Origin of the sequence: uncultured Streptococcus sp., assembly GCF_938036805.1 — a bacterium.
In the GTDB taxonomy this organism is placed as follows: Bacteria; Bacillota; Bacilli; order Lactobacillales; family Streptococcaceae; genus Streptococcus.
This window is the reverse complement of sequence record NZ_CALHWC010000081.1, coordinates 1-14,070: the sequence shown is the minus strand read 5'-3', so window position 1 is coordinate 14,070 and position 14,070 is coordinate 1. Positions and strand designations below refer to the sequence as shown.

The 14,070-nt window shown below is 40.8% G+C and carries 20 protein-coding genes; all 20 read left to right on the top strand.

The window, feature by feature from the left end; genetic code table 11:
* Positions 1-206: single-stranded-DNA-specific exonuclease C-terminal domain-containing protein (locus Q0191_RS03420; RefSeq protein ID WP_297663859.1), on the top strand; the 206-nt coding region annotated here is incomplete at its 5' end.
* 122 nt (positions 207-328) lie between these two features.
* Positions 329-841 carry an adenine phosphoribosyltransferase gene (locus Q0191_RS03415; protein ID WP_062004957.1) on the top strand — a complete coding sequence of 171 codons (513 nt, stop codon included), beginning with the start codon at positions 329-331 and terminating at the stop codon, positions 839-841.
* A 100-nt stretch (positions 842-941) separates the two neighbouring features.
* Complete coding sequence (gene metA, locus Q0191_RS03410; protein WP_297663856.1) at positions 942-1,883, top strand: homoserine O-succinyltransferase; 942 nt, start codon at positions 942-944, stop codon at positions 1,881-1,883.
* 8 nt (positions 1,884-1,891) lie between these two features.
* Positions 1,892-2,572 (top strand): DnaD domain-containing protein, encoded by a 681-nt coding sequence (locus tag Q0191_RS03405; RefSeq protein ID WP_297663854.1) that lies wholly within the window; start codon positions 1,892-1,894, stop codon positions 2,570-2,572.
* 301 nt (positions 2,573-2,873) lie between these two features.
* Positions 2,874-3,146, top strand: coding sequence for a TIGR04197 family type VII secretion effector (locus Q0191_RS03400; RefSeq protein WP_297663852.1), 273 nt, complete (start codon positions 2,874-2,876; stop codon positions 3,144-3,146).
* 1 nt (position 3,147) lies between these two features.
* Positions 3,148-3,507 carry a cingulin gene (locus tag Q0191_RS03395; protein WP_297663850.1) on the top strand — a complete coding sequence of 120 codons (360 nt, stop codon included), beginning with the start codon at positions 3,148-3,150 and terminating at the stop codon, positions 3,505-3,507.
* Positions 3,498-5,090 (top strand): virulence protein, encoded by a 1,593-nt coding sequence (locus tag Q0191_RS03390; protein WP_297663848.1) that lies wholly within the window; start codon positions 3,498-3,500, stop codon positions 5,088-5,090. Before Q0191_RS03395 ends, Q0191_RS03390 begins: the two co-directional genes overlap by 10 nt.
* Positions 5,091-5,104: 14 nt before the next feature.
* Positions 5,105-5,722 (top strand): hypothetical protein, encoded by a 618-nt coding sequence (locus Q0191_RS03385; RefSeq protein WP_297663845.1) that lies wholly within the window; start codon positions 5,105-5,107, stop codon positions 5,720-5,722.
* On the top strand, positions 5,719-6,345 hold the full coding sequence (locus Q0191_RS03380; protein ID WP_297663843.1) for a hypothetical protein: 627 nt from the start codon (positions 5,719-5,721) through the stop codon (positions 6,343-6,345). Before Q0191_RS03385 ends, Q0191_RS03380 begins: the two co-directional genes overlap by 4 nt.
* Positions 6,342-6,950 carry a hypothetical protein gene (locus tag Q0191_RS03375; protein WP_297663841.1) on the top strand — a complete coding sequence of 203 codons (609 nt, stop codon included), beginning with the start codon at positions 6,342-6,344 and terminating at the stop codon, positions 6,948-6,950. The genes Q0191_RS03380 and Q0191_RS03375 overlap by 4 nt, the downstream gene beginning before the upstream one ends.
* Positions 6,947-7,576, top strand: coding sequence for a hypothetical protein (locus Q0191_RS03370; protein WP_297663840.1), 630 nt, complete (start codon positions 6,947-6,949; stop codon positions 7,574-7,576). The genes Q0191_RS03375 and Q0191_RS03370 overlap by 4 nt, the downstream gene beginning before the upstream one ends.
* The gene (locus Q0191_RS03365) at positions 7,573-8,208 is read left to right on the top strand and encodes a hypothetical protein (protein WP_297663837.1); all 636 of its coding nucleotides are present in this window, start codon (positions 7,573-7,575) and stop codon (positions 8,206-8,208) included. Before Q0191_RS03370 ends, Q0191_RS03365 begins: the two co-directional genes overlap by 4 nt.
* Positions 8,205-8,837 carry a hypothetical protein gene (locus Q0191_RS03360; protein ID WP_297663835.1) on the top strand — a complete coding sequence of 211 codons (633 nt, stop codon included), beginning with the start codon at positions 8,205-8,207 and terminating at the stop codon, positions 8,835-8,837. The genes Q0191_RS03365 and Q0191_RS03360 overlap by 4 nt, the downstream gene beginning before the upstream one ends.
* Positions 8,838-9,175: 338 nt before the next feature.
* A complete protein-coding gene (locus Q0191_RS03355) occupies positions 9,176-9,865 on the top strand; it encodes a tRNA (adenine(22)-N(1))-methyltransferase TrmK (RefSeq protein ID WP_297663833.1) in 690 nt (229 codons plus the stop codon).
* A complete protein-coding gene (locus Q0191_RS03350; RefSeq protein ID WP_297663831.1) occupies positions 9,852-10,649 on the top strand; it encodes a Nif3-like dinuclear metal center hexameric protein in 798 nt (265 codons plus the stop codon). The genes Q0191_RS03355 and Q0191_RS03350 overlap by 14 nt, the downstream gene beginning before the upstream one ends.
* An 11-nt stretch (positions 10,650-10,660) precedes the next feature.
* The gene (locus Q0191_RS03345; RefSeq protein ID WP_297663829.1) at positions 10,661-11,779 is read left to right on the top strand and encodes an FAD-binding oxidoreductase; all 1,119 of its coding nucleotides are present in this window, start codon (positions 10,661-10,663) and stop codon (positions 11,777-11,779) included.
* Positions 11,770-12,810 (top strand): hypothetical protein, encoded by a 1,041-nt coding sequence (locus Q0191_RS03340; RefSeq protein ID WP_297663827.1) that lies wholly within the window; start codon positions 11,770-11,772, stop codon positions 12,808-12,810. The genes Q0191_RS03345 and Q0191_RS03340 overlap by 10 nt, the downstream gene beginning before the upstream one ends.
* Positions 12,811-12,917: 107 nt before the next feature.
* Entirely contained in the window at positions 12,918-13,136 is a 219-nt protein-coding gene (locus Q0191_RS03335; RefSeq protein ID WP_149517228.1) for a hypothetical protein, read from the top strand.
* A 187-nt stretch (positions 13,137-13,323) separates the two neighbouring features.
* Positions 13,324-13,575 (top strand): ZIP family metal transporter, encoded by a 252-nt coding sequence (locus tag Q0191_RS03330; RefSeq protein ID WP_297663861.1) that lies wholly within the window; start codon positions 13,324-13,326, stop codon positions 13,573-13,575.
* 134 nt (positions 13,576-13,709) lie between these two features.
* Positions 13,710-14,070: sugar nucleotidyltransferase (locus tag Q0191_RS03325; RefSeq protein WP_297663823.1), on the top strand; the 361-nt coding region annotated here is incomplete at its 3' end.

Here is a 14,070-nt window from a genome sequence, read left to right as displayed (position 1 = left end):
TTCTCTTGGTCAAAATGATTCAGATTTTTGAAGAGCTGGGCTTTGTCAGCATCACCGAAGGCGTCATGACGGTCAATAAGGAAGCAGAAAAGAAAGAAATTGACAGCAGTCTTATATACCAAGACCTCAAGCGACTAGTCAAGGAGCAGGAACTCATGGCTCTGGGGACTGTGCAGGAGATTTATGACTATCTCATGGATTGCTAGGGGCAAGGCCTCCTTGTTTTACAAATCTTTCATATCTAAAAATATTTGAAAGTCTGCTAGAGCCTTTTTGGATAAAACATGGTATAATAGAGAGTAAAAAATTTTTTGAAAGAAAGAATATTATGAATTTAAAAGATTATATTGCAACTATTGAAAACTACCCAACGGAAGGTATTCTCTTCCGCGATATTAGCCCTTTGATGGCTGATGGCAATGCCTATAGCTACGCTGTACGTGAAATTGTACAGTATGCGACTGACAAGCAAATCGACATGATTGTTGGTCCAGAAGCGCGTGGCTTTATCGTAGGCTGTCCGGTTGCCTTTGAATTGGGAATTGGCTTTGCTCCTGTCCGTAAGCCAGGTAAACTGCCACGTGAAGTTATCTCAGCTGACTATGAAAAAGAGTACGGTGTAGATACTCTGACCATGCATGCGGATGCAATCAAACCTGGTCAACGCGTTCTGATTGTAGATGACCTTCTTGCAACTGGTGGAACAGTCAAGGCAACCATTGAAATGATTGAGCGTCTTGGTGGCGTAGTGGCTGGCTGTGCCTTCCTCATTGAGTTGGATGAGCTTAAAGGCCGTGAAGCAATTGGCGACTATGACTACAAGGTATTAATGCACTACTAAAGATATAGCTTATTACTATATCTAGTTAGAGAAAAAGTATAATTGAAAACTATATCTCCTTTGAGTATAATGAGTATATTAAACAAAAGGAGATATTTTCATGCCTATCAAGATCGATAAGAAGCTTCCAGCAGTTGAAATTTTAAGCTCTGAGAATATCTTTGTCATGGATGATGACCGGGCAGACCACCAAGATATTCGCCCTCTGAATATTTTGGTGCTTAATCTCATGCCCCAGAAAATGGTGACAGAAACTCAGATCTTGCGTCATTTGGCCAATACGCCCTTGCAGCTGACCATTGAGTTTCTTTATATGACTTCTCATACATCGAAGACCACTCAAGCGGAGCACATGCAGACCTTTTACAAGACTTTCGATGAGGTTAAAAATCGCTATTTTGATGGCTTGATTATCACAGGAGCACCAGTAGAGCATCTGCCTTTTGAGGCGGTGGACTATTGGGAGGAATTCCAGCAGGTGATTGAATGGTCCAAGACTCATGTCTTTTCAACTCTGCATATCTGCTGGGGAGCTCAGGCTGGTCTTTATGCCCGCTATGGCGTGGATAAGCACCAGATGGAAGAGAAACTCTCAGGTGTCTACGAGCAGTCGGCTCCAAGTAATAATCTGCTTTTTAGAGGCTTTGATGATGAATTTATCACGCCTCATTCAAGGCATACAGAGGTGCTGAAGGAAGACATTCTGAATCTGACCAATCTAGAAATTCTCTCTGAGGGAGAAAAGACTGGCTTGTCTGTTTTGGCAAGCCGTGACTTGCGGGAGGTGTATAGCTTTGGTCACATGGAATATGACCGTGATACCCTTGCCAAGGAGTATTTCCGTGATTTGGAAGCGGGCAAGGATCCTCATATTCCTGAAAATTATTTCAAGAATGATGATGTGAATGAGACACCTTGTCTACGCTGGAGTTTGGCGGCAGCTCTCTTTTTCAGTAACTGGGTCAATTATGCAGTTTATCAAGAAACGCCATTTGATTGGCAAAGTCCAGAGAATGATGCATCCTTCTTTGCTTATTTATAAGAGGTACTATGACTTATTTAGCAGCTTACAAAAATGGCAACTTGGTTCTTCCAAGTGCCCTCTTTTTGCATTTTAAAGAAATTTTTGATTCCAGCGATGATTTTTTGGTCTGGCAGTTTTTCTATCTGCAAAATACCACCTCATTGGAGGAGTTTGCGCCCAGTCAGATTGCAGAGCATATTGGCAAGACCCTATCCGAGGTTAATCGTTCCATGTCCCATCTGACGGAAAAGGGCTTGCTCCAGTACAGAACCATCGAACTGAATGGGGAAATCGAGGCGATTTTTGATGCTTCACCAGCCTTAGAAAAGCTAGACGAGATTCTAGGCACTTCCAGTCCTACTGGGTCAAGGCCAGCGTCTGATGGTAACCTTCTCAAGGAACTGGTTGAGACATTCCAGCAAGAGTTAGGGCGTCTTTTGACTCCATTTGAAATCGAGGATTTGACCAAGACTATTAAGGACGATCAAATCAATCCAGATTTGGTCAAGGCTGCCTTACGCGAAGCAGTTTTCAATGGCAAGGCCAATTGGAAATATATTCAGGCCATCTTGCGTAATTGGCGGCGAGAAGGCATTACAAGCCCAGCTCAGGTAGATGCCAAACGGGCGGAACGTGAAGCAAGCAATCCGCAGAATGTAACGGTTTCGGATGATTTCCTCAATGCCATGAATTTGTGGAAGGACTAGTTACAAGTAAATGTGGTGAGGCTGTGCGAAATGTTTGAAGATTTTGCTTTTCTTTCTACTATCTAGTTTCAGATTTAAAGAGCTTCAAGTCATTATAAATAGTTCCAACTCCGAGTGGTTTCTCAGTAATCGCTGGCTATTGAGCAATTATCTACTATATTAATAGTTTGCTGAACATAATAAGGCGCGACTGAAACATTTTTGTTTCAGTCTCTTTTTTGTTTTAGAACCTATGATTTTGAGGATTGTGATATAATGAAAGGGTATTTTGGTAATTCTATAAATAAAAGGAGAAGCGAAGATGGGACAAATTAAGTCAAACACTATTTCAGCTGGATCTGCTATTAGCGAGCTAGTTGGAGTTGATACTAGCAATGCACAAAATCAACAAGTCAAATTTTTCTACACAACAGGGATTGCTGGAATGGAAGCTGGCTGTCAAGCCTGCAATCAAATGCTGCAGGCTATCAGTGACTTCAGTTCGGCTGTCCTAACTCAGGCCAATAAATTTCCAGAAATTGCTGAAAAAATTGAGAAACGCGATATAGAGCAGGCTAAGCGCTGGGAGAGTTAAGATGAAGGCAGACAAAAGCGAAAAAGAACGCCAAGCACTTTATGAAAAAATTCTCAAAGTTGACGAAAAAGAAGATGAATTTATGGCTCTCAAACATCAATACGAAGATTCTCTGGTAAACTTTGCGACGGATTTCCAATATTTGACGACTCGAATGGAAAATCTACTTTATGAGTATCCGCAAAATACTGCTTTTCTCAGTCGTGATTTAGCAGAGACTCAGCATCTTAACCAACAGGTTAAGAACTATGTGGATATTCAGATGGATGAACTAGAAAAGCTTGATCGTCAAGCAAGAAAGACTCTGGAAGAAGAACGAGAAAAACTGACCAAAGAAAGGAATAGTCTGCCATGGGAGTGAAATATAGTGCAGCAGATTCGGCCCAGCTTATCCAAGCGATGACCAGCAACCTGCAGGTAGCTAATCAGGTGACCGATCGTCTATCTAGTGGCTGCGATCACCTGATCGCCTCTTTGGAGTCGGGTGAGCTGCAGGGAGCGGCTTATACAGCGGGAAAAGGCTTATTTACAGAAATTATAATCCCTGCTATCAAAAAGCTACAAGCTGCTATTGATGATATTCAGGAGGAGCTGAATTCTTATAAATATGCTGACTCCACCGTATCTGAGTATGGGATACTGGATCTTGACTTGCTGAAAGAACAGTTGGAAACAAAACAGGAGATGTTGGTGAAAACCCAAGCTCAGCTAGCAGAGTATCAATCTCTATTTCGCCGGATTATTGATGGACTTGCAGGGGAATTAGCTGACAATCTGTCCAAGACGAATGCTCTGACAGTGCTGGAAAATCAGCTAAATATCGGCATTCGGGAAATTCAGGAAAAAATTGACAAACTTGAATGGTTTGTGGCAGATGTTTCAAAATACTTTACAGACAGTCTAGAAATTTTGAGACTAGCTATTCAAGGAGCAGTGTCATTGAGTCAAATCACAATTGATGCAGAAGGAAACTACTATACAAATGGTGCGGACATGTCTTGGGTTTCAAAACTGAAAAATGAAGAAATTCGTACTTATGGAAGAGGAGTAGATCCTAAGATTTCTTTGATTAATCAGAGTATCAGAGAATTGATGCTGCCTGATGAAGCAGCAGCTTACTATCGTAAACACTTGCTGGCCTACTTAGAGGGGAAACCTTCTAGCGATTGGCCAATCTTGATTCAAGAATTCAATCAATCTTTACGCTTTGACCATGAGGGGAATATACTGACTTTTATACCTACCAAAGTTAGTGATGTCCCAGTCGTTGGTGAAGTGTGGGTTGTTCTAAAAAATGGTAATTTTGATGAAGAATACACTCAGCGTCTGAATGATGAGCGAGGTGGGCAATTCTGGGAAAGTATCCGAGAAAATGCGGCAGAGTTCTTAGCGGGCCTAGGAAGTATTGCCCTTGGTGCTATGATTGATACAATAAGCTTAGGAGGAGGGGCGGCAGGCTTAGTACTTTCTATACCAAGTTTTGGGACTTTAACTATTCCCATAGAAACAGCGGCAGCAGCTGGTTTTGTGACAGGAACGACGATGATTGCTGGTGGCACATATGCCATTAATGATGCTATTATCAAGACTTGGACAGCTAATGCTAGTTTGAATGTCAGCTTTGCCCAGAGCTATGACAGCTGGAAAGCTAATAAAAAGACAAGTATTACTCATGGGAAGCAGATAGAAGCACGTGTGAGAGGGAAAAATGTAAAAATCCGTGTTGATTCTGAACCACAGAGTGGTAAATTTCAAGTACAATCTGGAAGTGGGAAATCGGGCTATTCTCTAAATGAGCATCTAAGGATAGATAGAATAATAGGAAGAGATTCTATTGTAGACTGGGTAAATTCAAATGAAAGTTTAAGTAAACTCAGCAAGGGGGTTAGAGAGCAAATTATTGATAGAATTTGGAAAGCTTATCAAAGGTATTATGCGAATTAAAACAGGAGGTATGCATGAAGTTATATTTACAAGGTGATTACACCAAGACTGATTTTTATGAAGAGTTTAAAGAAATAGCTCAAAAGATGTGGTTCAAAGAGCGAAAAGGAATTCCACTCGATTTTTCCTATGCTTGGGATGAAGATTTACATTTGAATTTACGGTTGGATAAATTTAAATATAATGACGAACGTTGGGAGAGTGCAAATTTTAATACAAATATAAACCCTTGGAAGACATTTGAATATGAAAACTTGACATTGGATCTAGAAAATTCTTATGAAAGCGATGGGCGAGAGAAAGGTGATTATTTGCGAATTATTTCCACTCATCTAGATATTTTAACGGTTGACAAGCGTGCTATGTATATTATGGCGATTGAGGTAGCATCTGCCATTGACGGTCAAATCAGCGAAGACGACAAAGAAACATGGCTGAGTATTGAAGAATTTAAAACGAAACATATAGACTTGCTGAATTTGACCTACGACGAAGCGGTTGATATTAGTTTGGAGGAACTAGAGATTATGGAGGCGGTTGATGAACCACTTTGGGATGAATTACACAGAGGGTGGGAAGAATATATCAAAATCCACGGAGAACGTGTTTATGACGAAGAGGAAGACGAGTGAGATTATACATCAAAGGTGATTATGCTAAAAAAATAACATTTACTACTAGAGAACTAGTTTGGAAGATGTGGTTTAAGGAAAAAGATGGAATAGAGTCGGATTTGTCATATGCTGGGTATCTAGAACTACCAATTGAGAAACTTTCTATTCACTTAGAATTAGACAAGAAAACTCATGATGATAGATGGAAAAGTGTTCAGATTAAGGAAGGGATAAAATATGATTTTTTATCCCATAAGTCAGAATATATACAGTTAGACTATGAAGATGCTATCATGTCGGATTTTCGTGAGAAAGGTGAATGTTTAAGAATTGCTTCTAAGCACCTTGACCTTCTCACTGTTGATAAACGAGCTATGTATATTATGGCCATTGAAATTGCGACTGCTATTGATGGTCAGATTAGCGAAGATGATAAAGAGAGCTGGTTAAGTGTGGAGGAATTTAAAAAACGGCATGAGGATATCCTTTCGATGAGTTATGAAGAGGCTAATGAGCTGAGTTTGGAAGAAATTCCCTTTTTGGGCGATGTGAGAGACCCAGTTTGGGAAGACGATGACCGTAGAAATGAAGAATACATCAAAATCCATGGCGAGCCAGTTTATGATGACGAGGATGAATGAAATTATATTTAAAAGGCGATTACACTAAAAAAGTACCTTATGGTTATTTGGAACTAGCTGGTAAAATGTGGTTTCCAGAGGATGAGCAGGTTTCTTACTCAAATGCTGGAGACAATGATGCATTACAAGAAGATTTTTTCTCAAATTTATCCTTGAGGAAAGGCACTGCTGATAAGAGATGGTCTAGTGTCCCTCTAAAGGAAGGGGTACGAAGACTCTTTTCACATATTAAGGAATGTATTGAAATTAATTTTGAAGATGCATTTGCTACAGATTATAATGAAAAGGGAGACTATCTCCGTATTTTAACCACCCATCTAGAAGTTTTGACAGTTGATAAACGAGCTATGTACATTATGGCGCTTGAGATTGCAAAGGTTATTGATGGTCAAATTAGTGAGGATGGCAAGGCTAGCTGGTTGACAATTGAGGAGTTTAAAAGAAAACATGAGGCTATTCTATCTCTAACTTTTGAAGAAGCAAATGAACTAAGTTTGACAGAAATTCAAACGATGGATGTTATGGACGATCCTCTTTGGGAGGAAGAAGCTGCTCGTCGAAAAGAATACATCCTAGCACATGGAGGCGATATCTCAGATTTATGAGACTATATATCAAAAGTGATTTTAAGAAAAAAATAACCTTTACAACAAGAGAGTTGCTCTGGAAAATGTGGTTTAAGGAGTGGCATGGTCATCCTATTACATACTCAAACGTCGGTGATGATGAGATGTTACAAGATGATTTTTACTTTGTAGTAAGTTTTGATAAATGGCGTTTTTTTGACTCAAGATGGAATAATATTCCCTCTTATGATTTAAAAAATCCATGGAATTCCTATAAATATGAAAATATATCCCTTGAATTTGAAAAAACTTTCATTACAGAGTGGAGAGAACGTGGAGATTATCTACGTATCGCAACATCCCATATAGATGTTTTAACAGTAGACAAACGTGCCTTATACATTATGGCAGTTGAGGTTGCGGGTGCAATTGATGGGAAAATTAGTGAGGACGGCAAAGAGACCTGGGTGGATGTAGAGACTTTTAAGGAGTTGCACAAGGCTGTTCTTTCACTGACTTATGATGAAGCGGTTGAAATTAGTTTGGAAGAATTAAAGACAATGGTACCAGTAAGAGACCCTCTATGGGAAGAGGAAGAACGCTTTCGCGAAGAGTATATCAAAATCCATGGCGAACGTGTTTATGACGACGAGGAAGACGAGTGAGAATTTACATTAAAGGCGATTATACTAAAGAGATTCCGTTTGATTATTTAGAACTAGCGAATAAAATGTGGTTTGAAAGTTATCAAGGAGAAGGCATCCCACTCTCCTATTCTGGTTTTCTTCAAATCAGAGATAGGAATGATATAGCAATTCATCTAAAACTAGATAAACAGAATTATGATGAACGTTGGTTGCATGTTCCGATACAAGAAGGGCTAAAATATCGTTTTTATTCACAAATTGATGAATGTTTGAATTTAGATTTTGAAGATGCTTATGTAACAGATTTTCGAGAAAATGGAGGCTGTCTGCGTCTAGCTTCTACCCATCTTGAACTGCTCACTCTTGATAAACGTGCATTCTATATTATGGCACTTGAAATTGCGACTGCGATTGACGGTCAAATTAGTGAAGATGATAAGAAAACATGGCTAACAATCAAGGAATTCAAGGAAAAGCACCAAGATATCTTATCTCTGACTTTTGATGAAGCAAATGAGATGAGTTTGGAAGAAATTCAGACGATTGAAGCTATTGACGATCCCATCTGGGAAGAATTGGATAGGAAGCGCGAGGAGTATATCCGAATCCATGGAGAAGTGGAGTTAGATGACAATGAGGAAGATGAGTGAGACTATATATAAAAGGTGATTACACCAAAGAAATTCCGTTTGATTATTTAGAACTAGCGAAGAGAATGTGGTTTGATACTAAAGATGGTAAACGAGTAGATTTTTCTTATTTTGGAAATACTCGCCCATTTAAAACAGACCCAACTATTCACTTAAAATTAAATAAGTGGATGCATGATAATAGATGGAATAATGTTCAGTTGAAAGAAGGGATTACCAACGAATTTGGAAGTCATGTATATGAAAACCTTGAATTAGATTTTGAAGATAATCCAGCAACAGACTATCGAGAAAAAGGAGACTGTCTACGTTTAGCTTCTACCCACCTTGACCTTCTCACTGTTGATAAACGTGCCTTCTATATTATGGCGATTGAAATTGCGACTGCCATTGATGGTCAGATTAGCGAAGATGATAAAGAGAGTTGGTTAAGTGTGGAGGAATTTAAAAACCGGCATGAGGATATCCTTTCGATGAGTTATGAACAGGCTAATGAGCTGAGTTTGGAAGAAATTCCGTTTATGGACGATGTGAGAGACCCGGTTTGGGCAGAAGATGACCGCAGAAATGAAGAATACATCAAAATCTATGGTGAAGTGGAGTTGGATGATGAGGAGGAAGACGAGTGAGACTATATCTTAAAGGCGATTATACAAAAAGAGTACCTTATGGTTATTTGGAACTAGCTGGTAAAATGTGGTTTCCAGAAGATGAGTAAGTTTCTTACTCAAATTTATCCTTGAGGAAATGCACTGCCGATAAGAGGTGGGATATTGCTTATAATGTTGAAGGCGATTACTTTACTCCTCTTGTTATTAAGAAAAAAATCATTATTCTATAATTGTTAAACGATTTGATAGGGAAGCTTAATTTAGATAGAAGGTACAAGTGACTAAAACAAAATAATTTCACTTGATGATACAGAAATGATATACTAAATAGAAGAATGTTTAGAAAAGAGTAAGCAATGCAAAAAAAGACTATTTCCCAGCGCTTGGAGCGAGTAGCTGCTTTTGTGCCGAATGGGGCAAAGCTGCTGGATGTTGGAAGTGATCACGCCTATCTGCCTATTTACCTGATTCAGGAAGGACGAATTGAGAAGGCTCTGGCCGGAGAAGTGGTAGAGGGGCCTTTTCAGTCTGCCCAGAAAAATGTGGCAGAGCATGGACTGACAGAGCAGATTGAGGTTCGCTTGGCCAATGGTCTGGCGGCTGTTGAAGCGGAGGATCAGATTGACACCATCGTTATCGCTGGCATGGGTGGTCGCTTGATTTCAGAGATTTTGGAAAATGGCAGAGCTAAGCTTGGGTCTATTTCCCGCTTGATTTTGCAGCCCAATAACCGAGAGGATGAGCTCCGCAGCTGGCTGGTATCTAATGGCTTTCGCTTGCTGGCTGAGGATATCTTAGAAGAAGCTGGCAAATTTTATGAAATCCTAGTGGCGGAAGCAGGCCAGCAAACTTTGACAGAGAAAGAAAAACGTTTTGGTCCTTTTCTGATGAAGCAACAGTCACCTGCTTTTCAGATAAGATGGCAAAAAGAACTGAAGAAACTTGAAGGAGCTCTAGCTCATATCCCAGAAAAAAATGAGCTAGAACGCTCTGCTATGTCCCAAAAAATCGAAAGTATCAAGGAGGTACTCCATGCTAGCAAGTGAAATCATCGCCCGTTATGAAGCCTACTGCCCGCAAGAACTGTCCATAGAGGGCGATATCTCAGGCCTGCAAATTGGAACTTTGGACAAAGAAGTAGACAAGGTTTTGGTAGCCTTGGATGTTCGTGAGCAGACGGTGGCAGAGGCTATTGAGCTAGGTGCTGGGGTGATTATCGTTAAACATGCGCCTATTTTTCGCCCGCTCAAGGACCTAGTGGCAGATAAGGCGCGAAATCAAATCATTTTAGAGCTCATCAAGCATGATATTGCTGTCTATGTCAGCCATACTAATATTGATGTCGTGGAGGACGGGCTCAATGACTGGTTCTGCCAGCTTCTGGAAATTGAGGAGACAAGTTTTCTCAGTCAGACAAGCCCAGAACACGGTATTGGTCGCGTGGGGAAGATTGCTCCTCAGACCTTTGGGGACTTTGCGGCTAAGGTCAAGGCAACTTTTGGACTAGATTGTTTGCGTCTGGTCACCTATGAAGAAGCAGATCTCGAACGCATGATTGATCGTGTGGCTATTTGTGGTGGCAGCGGTCAGTCCTTTTATTCAGAGGCTATTGCCAAGGGAGCGCAAGTCTACATAACTGGTGATATTTACTATCACACTGCTCAGGAAATGCTGACAGAAGGGCTTTTGGCGCTGGATCCTGGACACCATATCGAGGTTCTTTTTACGGAAAAAATAAAAGAAAAGCTTGATACTTGGAAGGCAGAAGAGGGATGGGAGATTGAGATCCTGGCTAGTCAGGCTTGGACTAATCCTTTCCGGCATATTTGAGAGGGAGCGACATGAAAAAAGTAGTAGTGATTGGAGATGGGATTGTTGGCTCAACAGCCGCTTACTATCTATCCAAATCCCCAGATGTGGAAGTGACTGTCTTTGATGACGGCAAGGGGCAGGCAACCAAGGCAGCCGCTGGCATTATCAGTCCTTGGTTTTCCAAGCGTCGCAATAAGGCTTGGTACAGGATGGCGCGTCTGGGCGCTGATTTTTATAAGGACTTGATTGCAGAACTGAAATCGGCTGGAATCCAGACAGACTTTTACCAACAGACGGGTGTATATCTGCTGAAAAGGGACGAGAGCAAGCTGAAGGAACTTTATGATTTGGCTGCTAATCGTCGGGAAGAGTCGCCCTTAATAGGGGACTTGAGTCTTCTCAGCCGTCAGGAGGCCCAGGAAAAATTTCCAAGCTTGCAAGGTTTTGAGTGGCTTCTATATGCTTCCGGTGGTGCCCGTGTGGAGGGAGCACTCTTGACGGAGACGCTTCTGAAAGCTAGTAAGGCAAAACTAGTTGAGAAAAAGGTAAGCTTGACAGTAGAAGGAGAGCAACTTCTGGTGGATGGTCAGAGCTTTGACTGTGTTATCTTAGCTGTGGGGGCTTGGCTAGGAGAAATCTTGCAGCCGCTAGGCTATGTGACAGATGTTCGACCGCAAAAGGGGCAGCTACGTGATTTTAAACTGGCTGAAAAGACGGATGACTACCCTGTTGTGATGCCTGAGAGCGAGCTGGATATCATTCCCTTTCTAGCAGGCAAGGTCAGCGTCGGGGCCAGTCATGAAAATGATCAGGGCTTTGATTTGACAGTAGATAAGACGGTGCTGGTTCAGTTGCAGCAAGAAGCGGAAACTTATTTGCCGAGGTTGGCTACTGCAGAGATTTTGGGCGAGCGCGTGGGAACGCGGGCTTATACCAGCGACTTTTCTCCTTTCTTTGGCGCTGTGCCAGACTTACCGCATGCCTACGCAGCCAGCGGTCTAGGCTCTTCTGGTCTGACAACTGGTCCGCTCATCGGACGCCAATTGGCCCAGATGGTTTTAGGAGAAGCGGGGATGCTGAATCCAGCTGACTATCCTATTGAGCGGTACGTGGAAAAGAGAGCACTTAAGGAGAACAAATGTTTTTAATATTTCTCATTTTACTTTTATTAGTAATATCAATCTTAATCTCAATCTCACTTATTCTATTTACTAGGCACAAAAGTCGTTCTCAAGATCCTCTTGTTTTTCAGAATAATGGAGGGAATCAGGAACTAGCAAAGAATACGAAACATAAAATGGGTTTTAGTGTTTTGGGCTGTTTCTTATCTAGTATGGTGATTATGATGTCCATACCACTCGTCTCTATGTTTCTGAGTTTTGCAGATATGTGGGGAGTTTTTGTACGAGTGCCGAAATATGAAATGGTACAGGCTATTCAGCGCTCTTATAAGCAGAGTGGTTTTGAAGGAACGGTCAGAGTTTTAGATGCTGATAAAAACTATACCTCTTTCGCTGGTTATTTAATCAGAGCTGAGTATTCTGAGGAGATTGAGGGGCAAACGGTTAAGATTGGTGACCGAATTGAATATTATACCTCTCGGGATACGAAAAATGGAAAAACGGATATTGACCTACAGCTTGAAAAGGGAGATGCTATTTATCAAGCTTTCCCTAGTATCGCTTATAAAGGACTTGAGCTGAGTCCGGGTTTTAGTGAAACTTTAGAGACTGTAAAATATAGTTTTACAAGGGCGGATAAGAAGAAACTATATCTAGAATCCCTTGATTTTATGATAGATAAGGATGCGCCACATATTGATGTATACGAGGCTCTGATAAAGAAGAATCAGGCAGAAGGCCAGCCTTTGCAGGGCTTGTATCCAATTCCTATTTCTGACATGTTGGAAAAAGAGGCTCTTGCCATTGAAATGAAGGTAATTTTTAACGTGGAGCAAGATGATGGATCTATCATTAGTATTGGCCAAGACCAGAAGAATGATGATAAAATCAAGCAGATTTTACAAGAGCAGCTAGATTTAACGAAGCTACCAAATGCACGTTATCTTATGGACATTGGTGTCGGGAAACATAGTAAGTATTCTGGATTTGGTAAATACGAAGTCATTGTTCAAAATCATCAGATCGTTCGATTTTCTATCCAAAATAAAGAATATTGAGTTGGAATAACTCTTTTTGGGTATTGCTTTCAATTACAGCTTGTAGTTGTGCAAGTGTCATGATTGAGGTTTTCTTAAAGTTACTAGTTCTATGTGGAGAGAGAAAGATGAAAAATTTTTTACCAAACGATGTATTTATTAAAGGAGAATTTGATAGCATACGATATTATTTGTACCGAAAAATCATCAGTGATAAGGTCCAAATATGGGTGGCTGTCTGGGGTTATCATGGGTTGATAGCGGAATCAAATGAAGAGTTTATGGATTTATCATTTCGTGAAATTGAAAGCCGCATTTATTCGATTTGGAGCTTAAATGCGAGATAAAATTATATATGAAATAGAAGAAAATATCTTATCTGACTGAATAGAATGATGAAATATCGGATAAGATATTATGGTTCGTCGATTGCTTAGTGACTTCACTGTATCGGCGAAACCAAGACGATTTTGTATGATTTATTTTAGAGGATAGGGAGAAGTTATGGACTAGTTACGATCGCATCCTGTGGTTATGCAGGCGTTCTTGGCTGGGCTTTTTACATGGGGGTGTACCATTGTGGGCTCGGCAATTGTATTTTTCTTTAAACAGGTCAGTCGCAAGCTGCTGAATATTATGATGGGCTTTGCGGCAGGAGCTATGATTTTCGTGGTGGTAGAGGAGCTGATACCGGATTCGCAGACCAATGGCAATACCGATGTGGCGACTTTAGGTCTCATGGTGGGTTTCGTTCTCATGATGGTCTTGGATGTCGCTTTGGGATAACGCCAAATTTGAATCAAAGAGCATAAGAAAGCGGAAATTCTGCTCTTTTTCTTTTGTTTAAGGGAAGTGAAAAGGATGACATCCGCTTTCAAAAATGGTAAAATAAAGGGAATACATTAAGAGAGGAAATTCATATGAAAGGTATTATTCTTGCAGGTGGTTCTGGTACTCGTTTGTATCCATTGACCCGCGCTGCGTCAAAACAGCTCATGCCGGTTTATGACAAACCCATGATTTATTATCCGCTGTCAACTCTTATGCTGGCTGGTATCAAGGACATCTTGATTATCTCCACTCCGACGGATCTGCCTCGTTTTGAGGATCTGCTGGGAGACGGATCTGAGTTTGGTATCAAGCTTTCTTATGCAGAACAGCCAAGTCCGGACGGGCTGGCACAAGCCTTTATCATTGGGGCTGATTTTATTGGAGATGATAATGTAGCGCTGATTCTTGGGGATAATATTTACCATGGACCAGGTCTGAGTAAAATGCTCC

Excerpts from the sequence above, each read along its gene's own strand:
- Q0191_RS03415 (WP_062004957.1), top strand. The coding sequence starts at position 329 with ATGAATTTAAAAGATTATATTGCAACTATTGAAAACTACCCAACGGAA.
- metA (WP_297663856.1), top strand. The coding sequence starts at position 942 with ATGCCTATCAAGATCGATAAGAAGCTTCCAGCAGTTGAAATTTTAAGC.
- Q0191_RS03405 (WP_297663854.1), top strand. The coding sequence starts at position 1,892 with ATGACTTATTTAGCAGCTTACAAAAATGGCAACTTGGTTCTTCCAAGT.
- Q0191_RS03400 (WP_297663852.1), top strand. The coding sequence starts at position 2,874 with ATGGGACAAATTAAGTCAAACACTATTTCAGCTGGATCTGCTATTAGC.
- Q0191_RS03395 (WP_297663850.1), top strand. The coding sequence starts at position 3,148 with ATGAAGGCAGACAAAAGCGAAAAAGAACGCCAAGCACTTTATGAAAAA.
- Q0191_RS03390 (WP_297663848.1), top strand. The coding sequence starts at position 3,498 with ATGGGAGTGAAATATAGTGCAGCAGATTCGGCCCAGCTTATCCAAGCG.
- Q0191_RS03385 (WP_297663845.1), top strand. The coding sequence starts at position 5,105 with ATGAAGTTATATTTACAAGGTGATTACACCAAGACTGATTTTTATGAA.
- Q0191_RS03375 (WP_297663841.1), top strand. The coding sequence starts at position 6,342 with ATGAAATTATATTTAAAAGGCGATTACACTAAAAAAGTACCTTATGGT.
- Q0191_RS03370 (WP_297663840.1), top strand. The coding sequence starts at position 6,947 with ATGAGACTATATATCAAAAGTGATTTTAAGAAAAAAATAACCTTTACA.
- Q0191_RS03355 (WP_297663833.1), top strand. The coding sequence starts at position 9,176 with ATGCAAAAAAAGACTATTTCCCAGCGCTTGGAGCGAGTAGCTGCTTTT.
- Q0191_RS03350 (WP_297663831.1), top strand. The coding sequence starts at position 9,852 with ATGCTAGCAAGTGAAATCATCGCCCGTTATGAAGCCTACTGCCCGCAA.
- Q0191_RS03345 (WP_297663829.1), top strand. The coding sequence starts at position 10,661 with ATGAAAAAAGTAGTAGTGATTGGAGATGGGATTGTTGGCTCAACAGCC.
- Q0191_RS03340 (WP_297663827.1), top strand. The coding sequence starts at position 11,770 with ATGTTTTTAATATTTCTCATTTTACTTTTATTAGTAATATCAATCTTA.
- Q0191_RS03335 (WP_149517228.1), top strand. The coding sequence starts at position 12,918 with ATGAAAAATTTTTTACCAAACGATGTATTTATTAAAGGAGAATTTGAT.
- Q0191_RS03330 (WP_297663861.1), top strand. The coding sequence starts at position 13,324 with ATGCAGGCGTTCTTGGCTGGGCTTTTTACATGGGGGTGTACCATTGTG.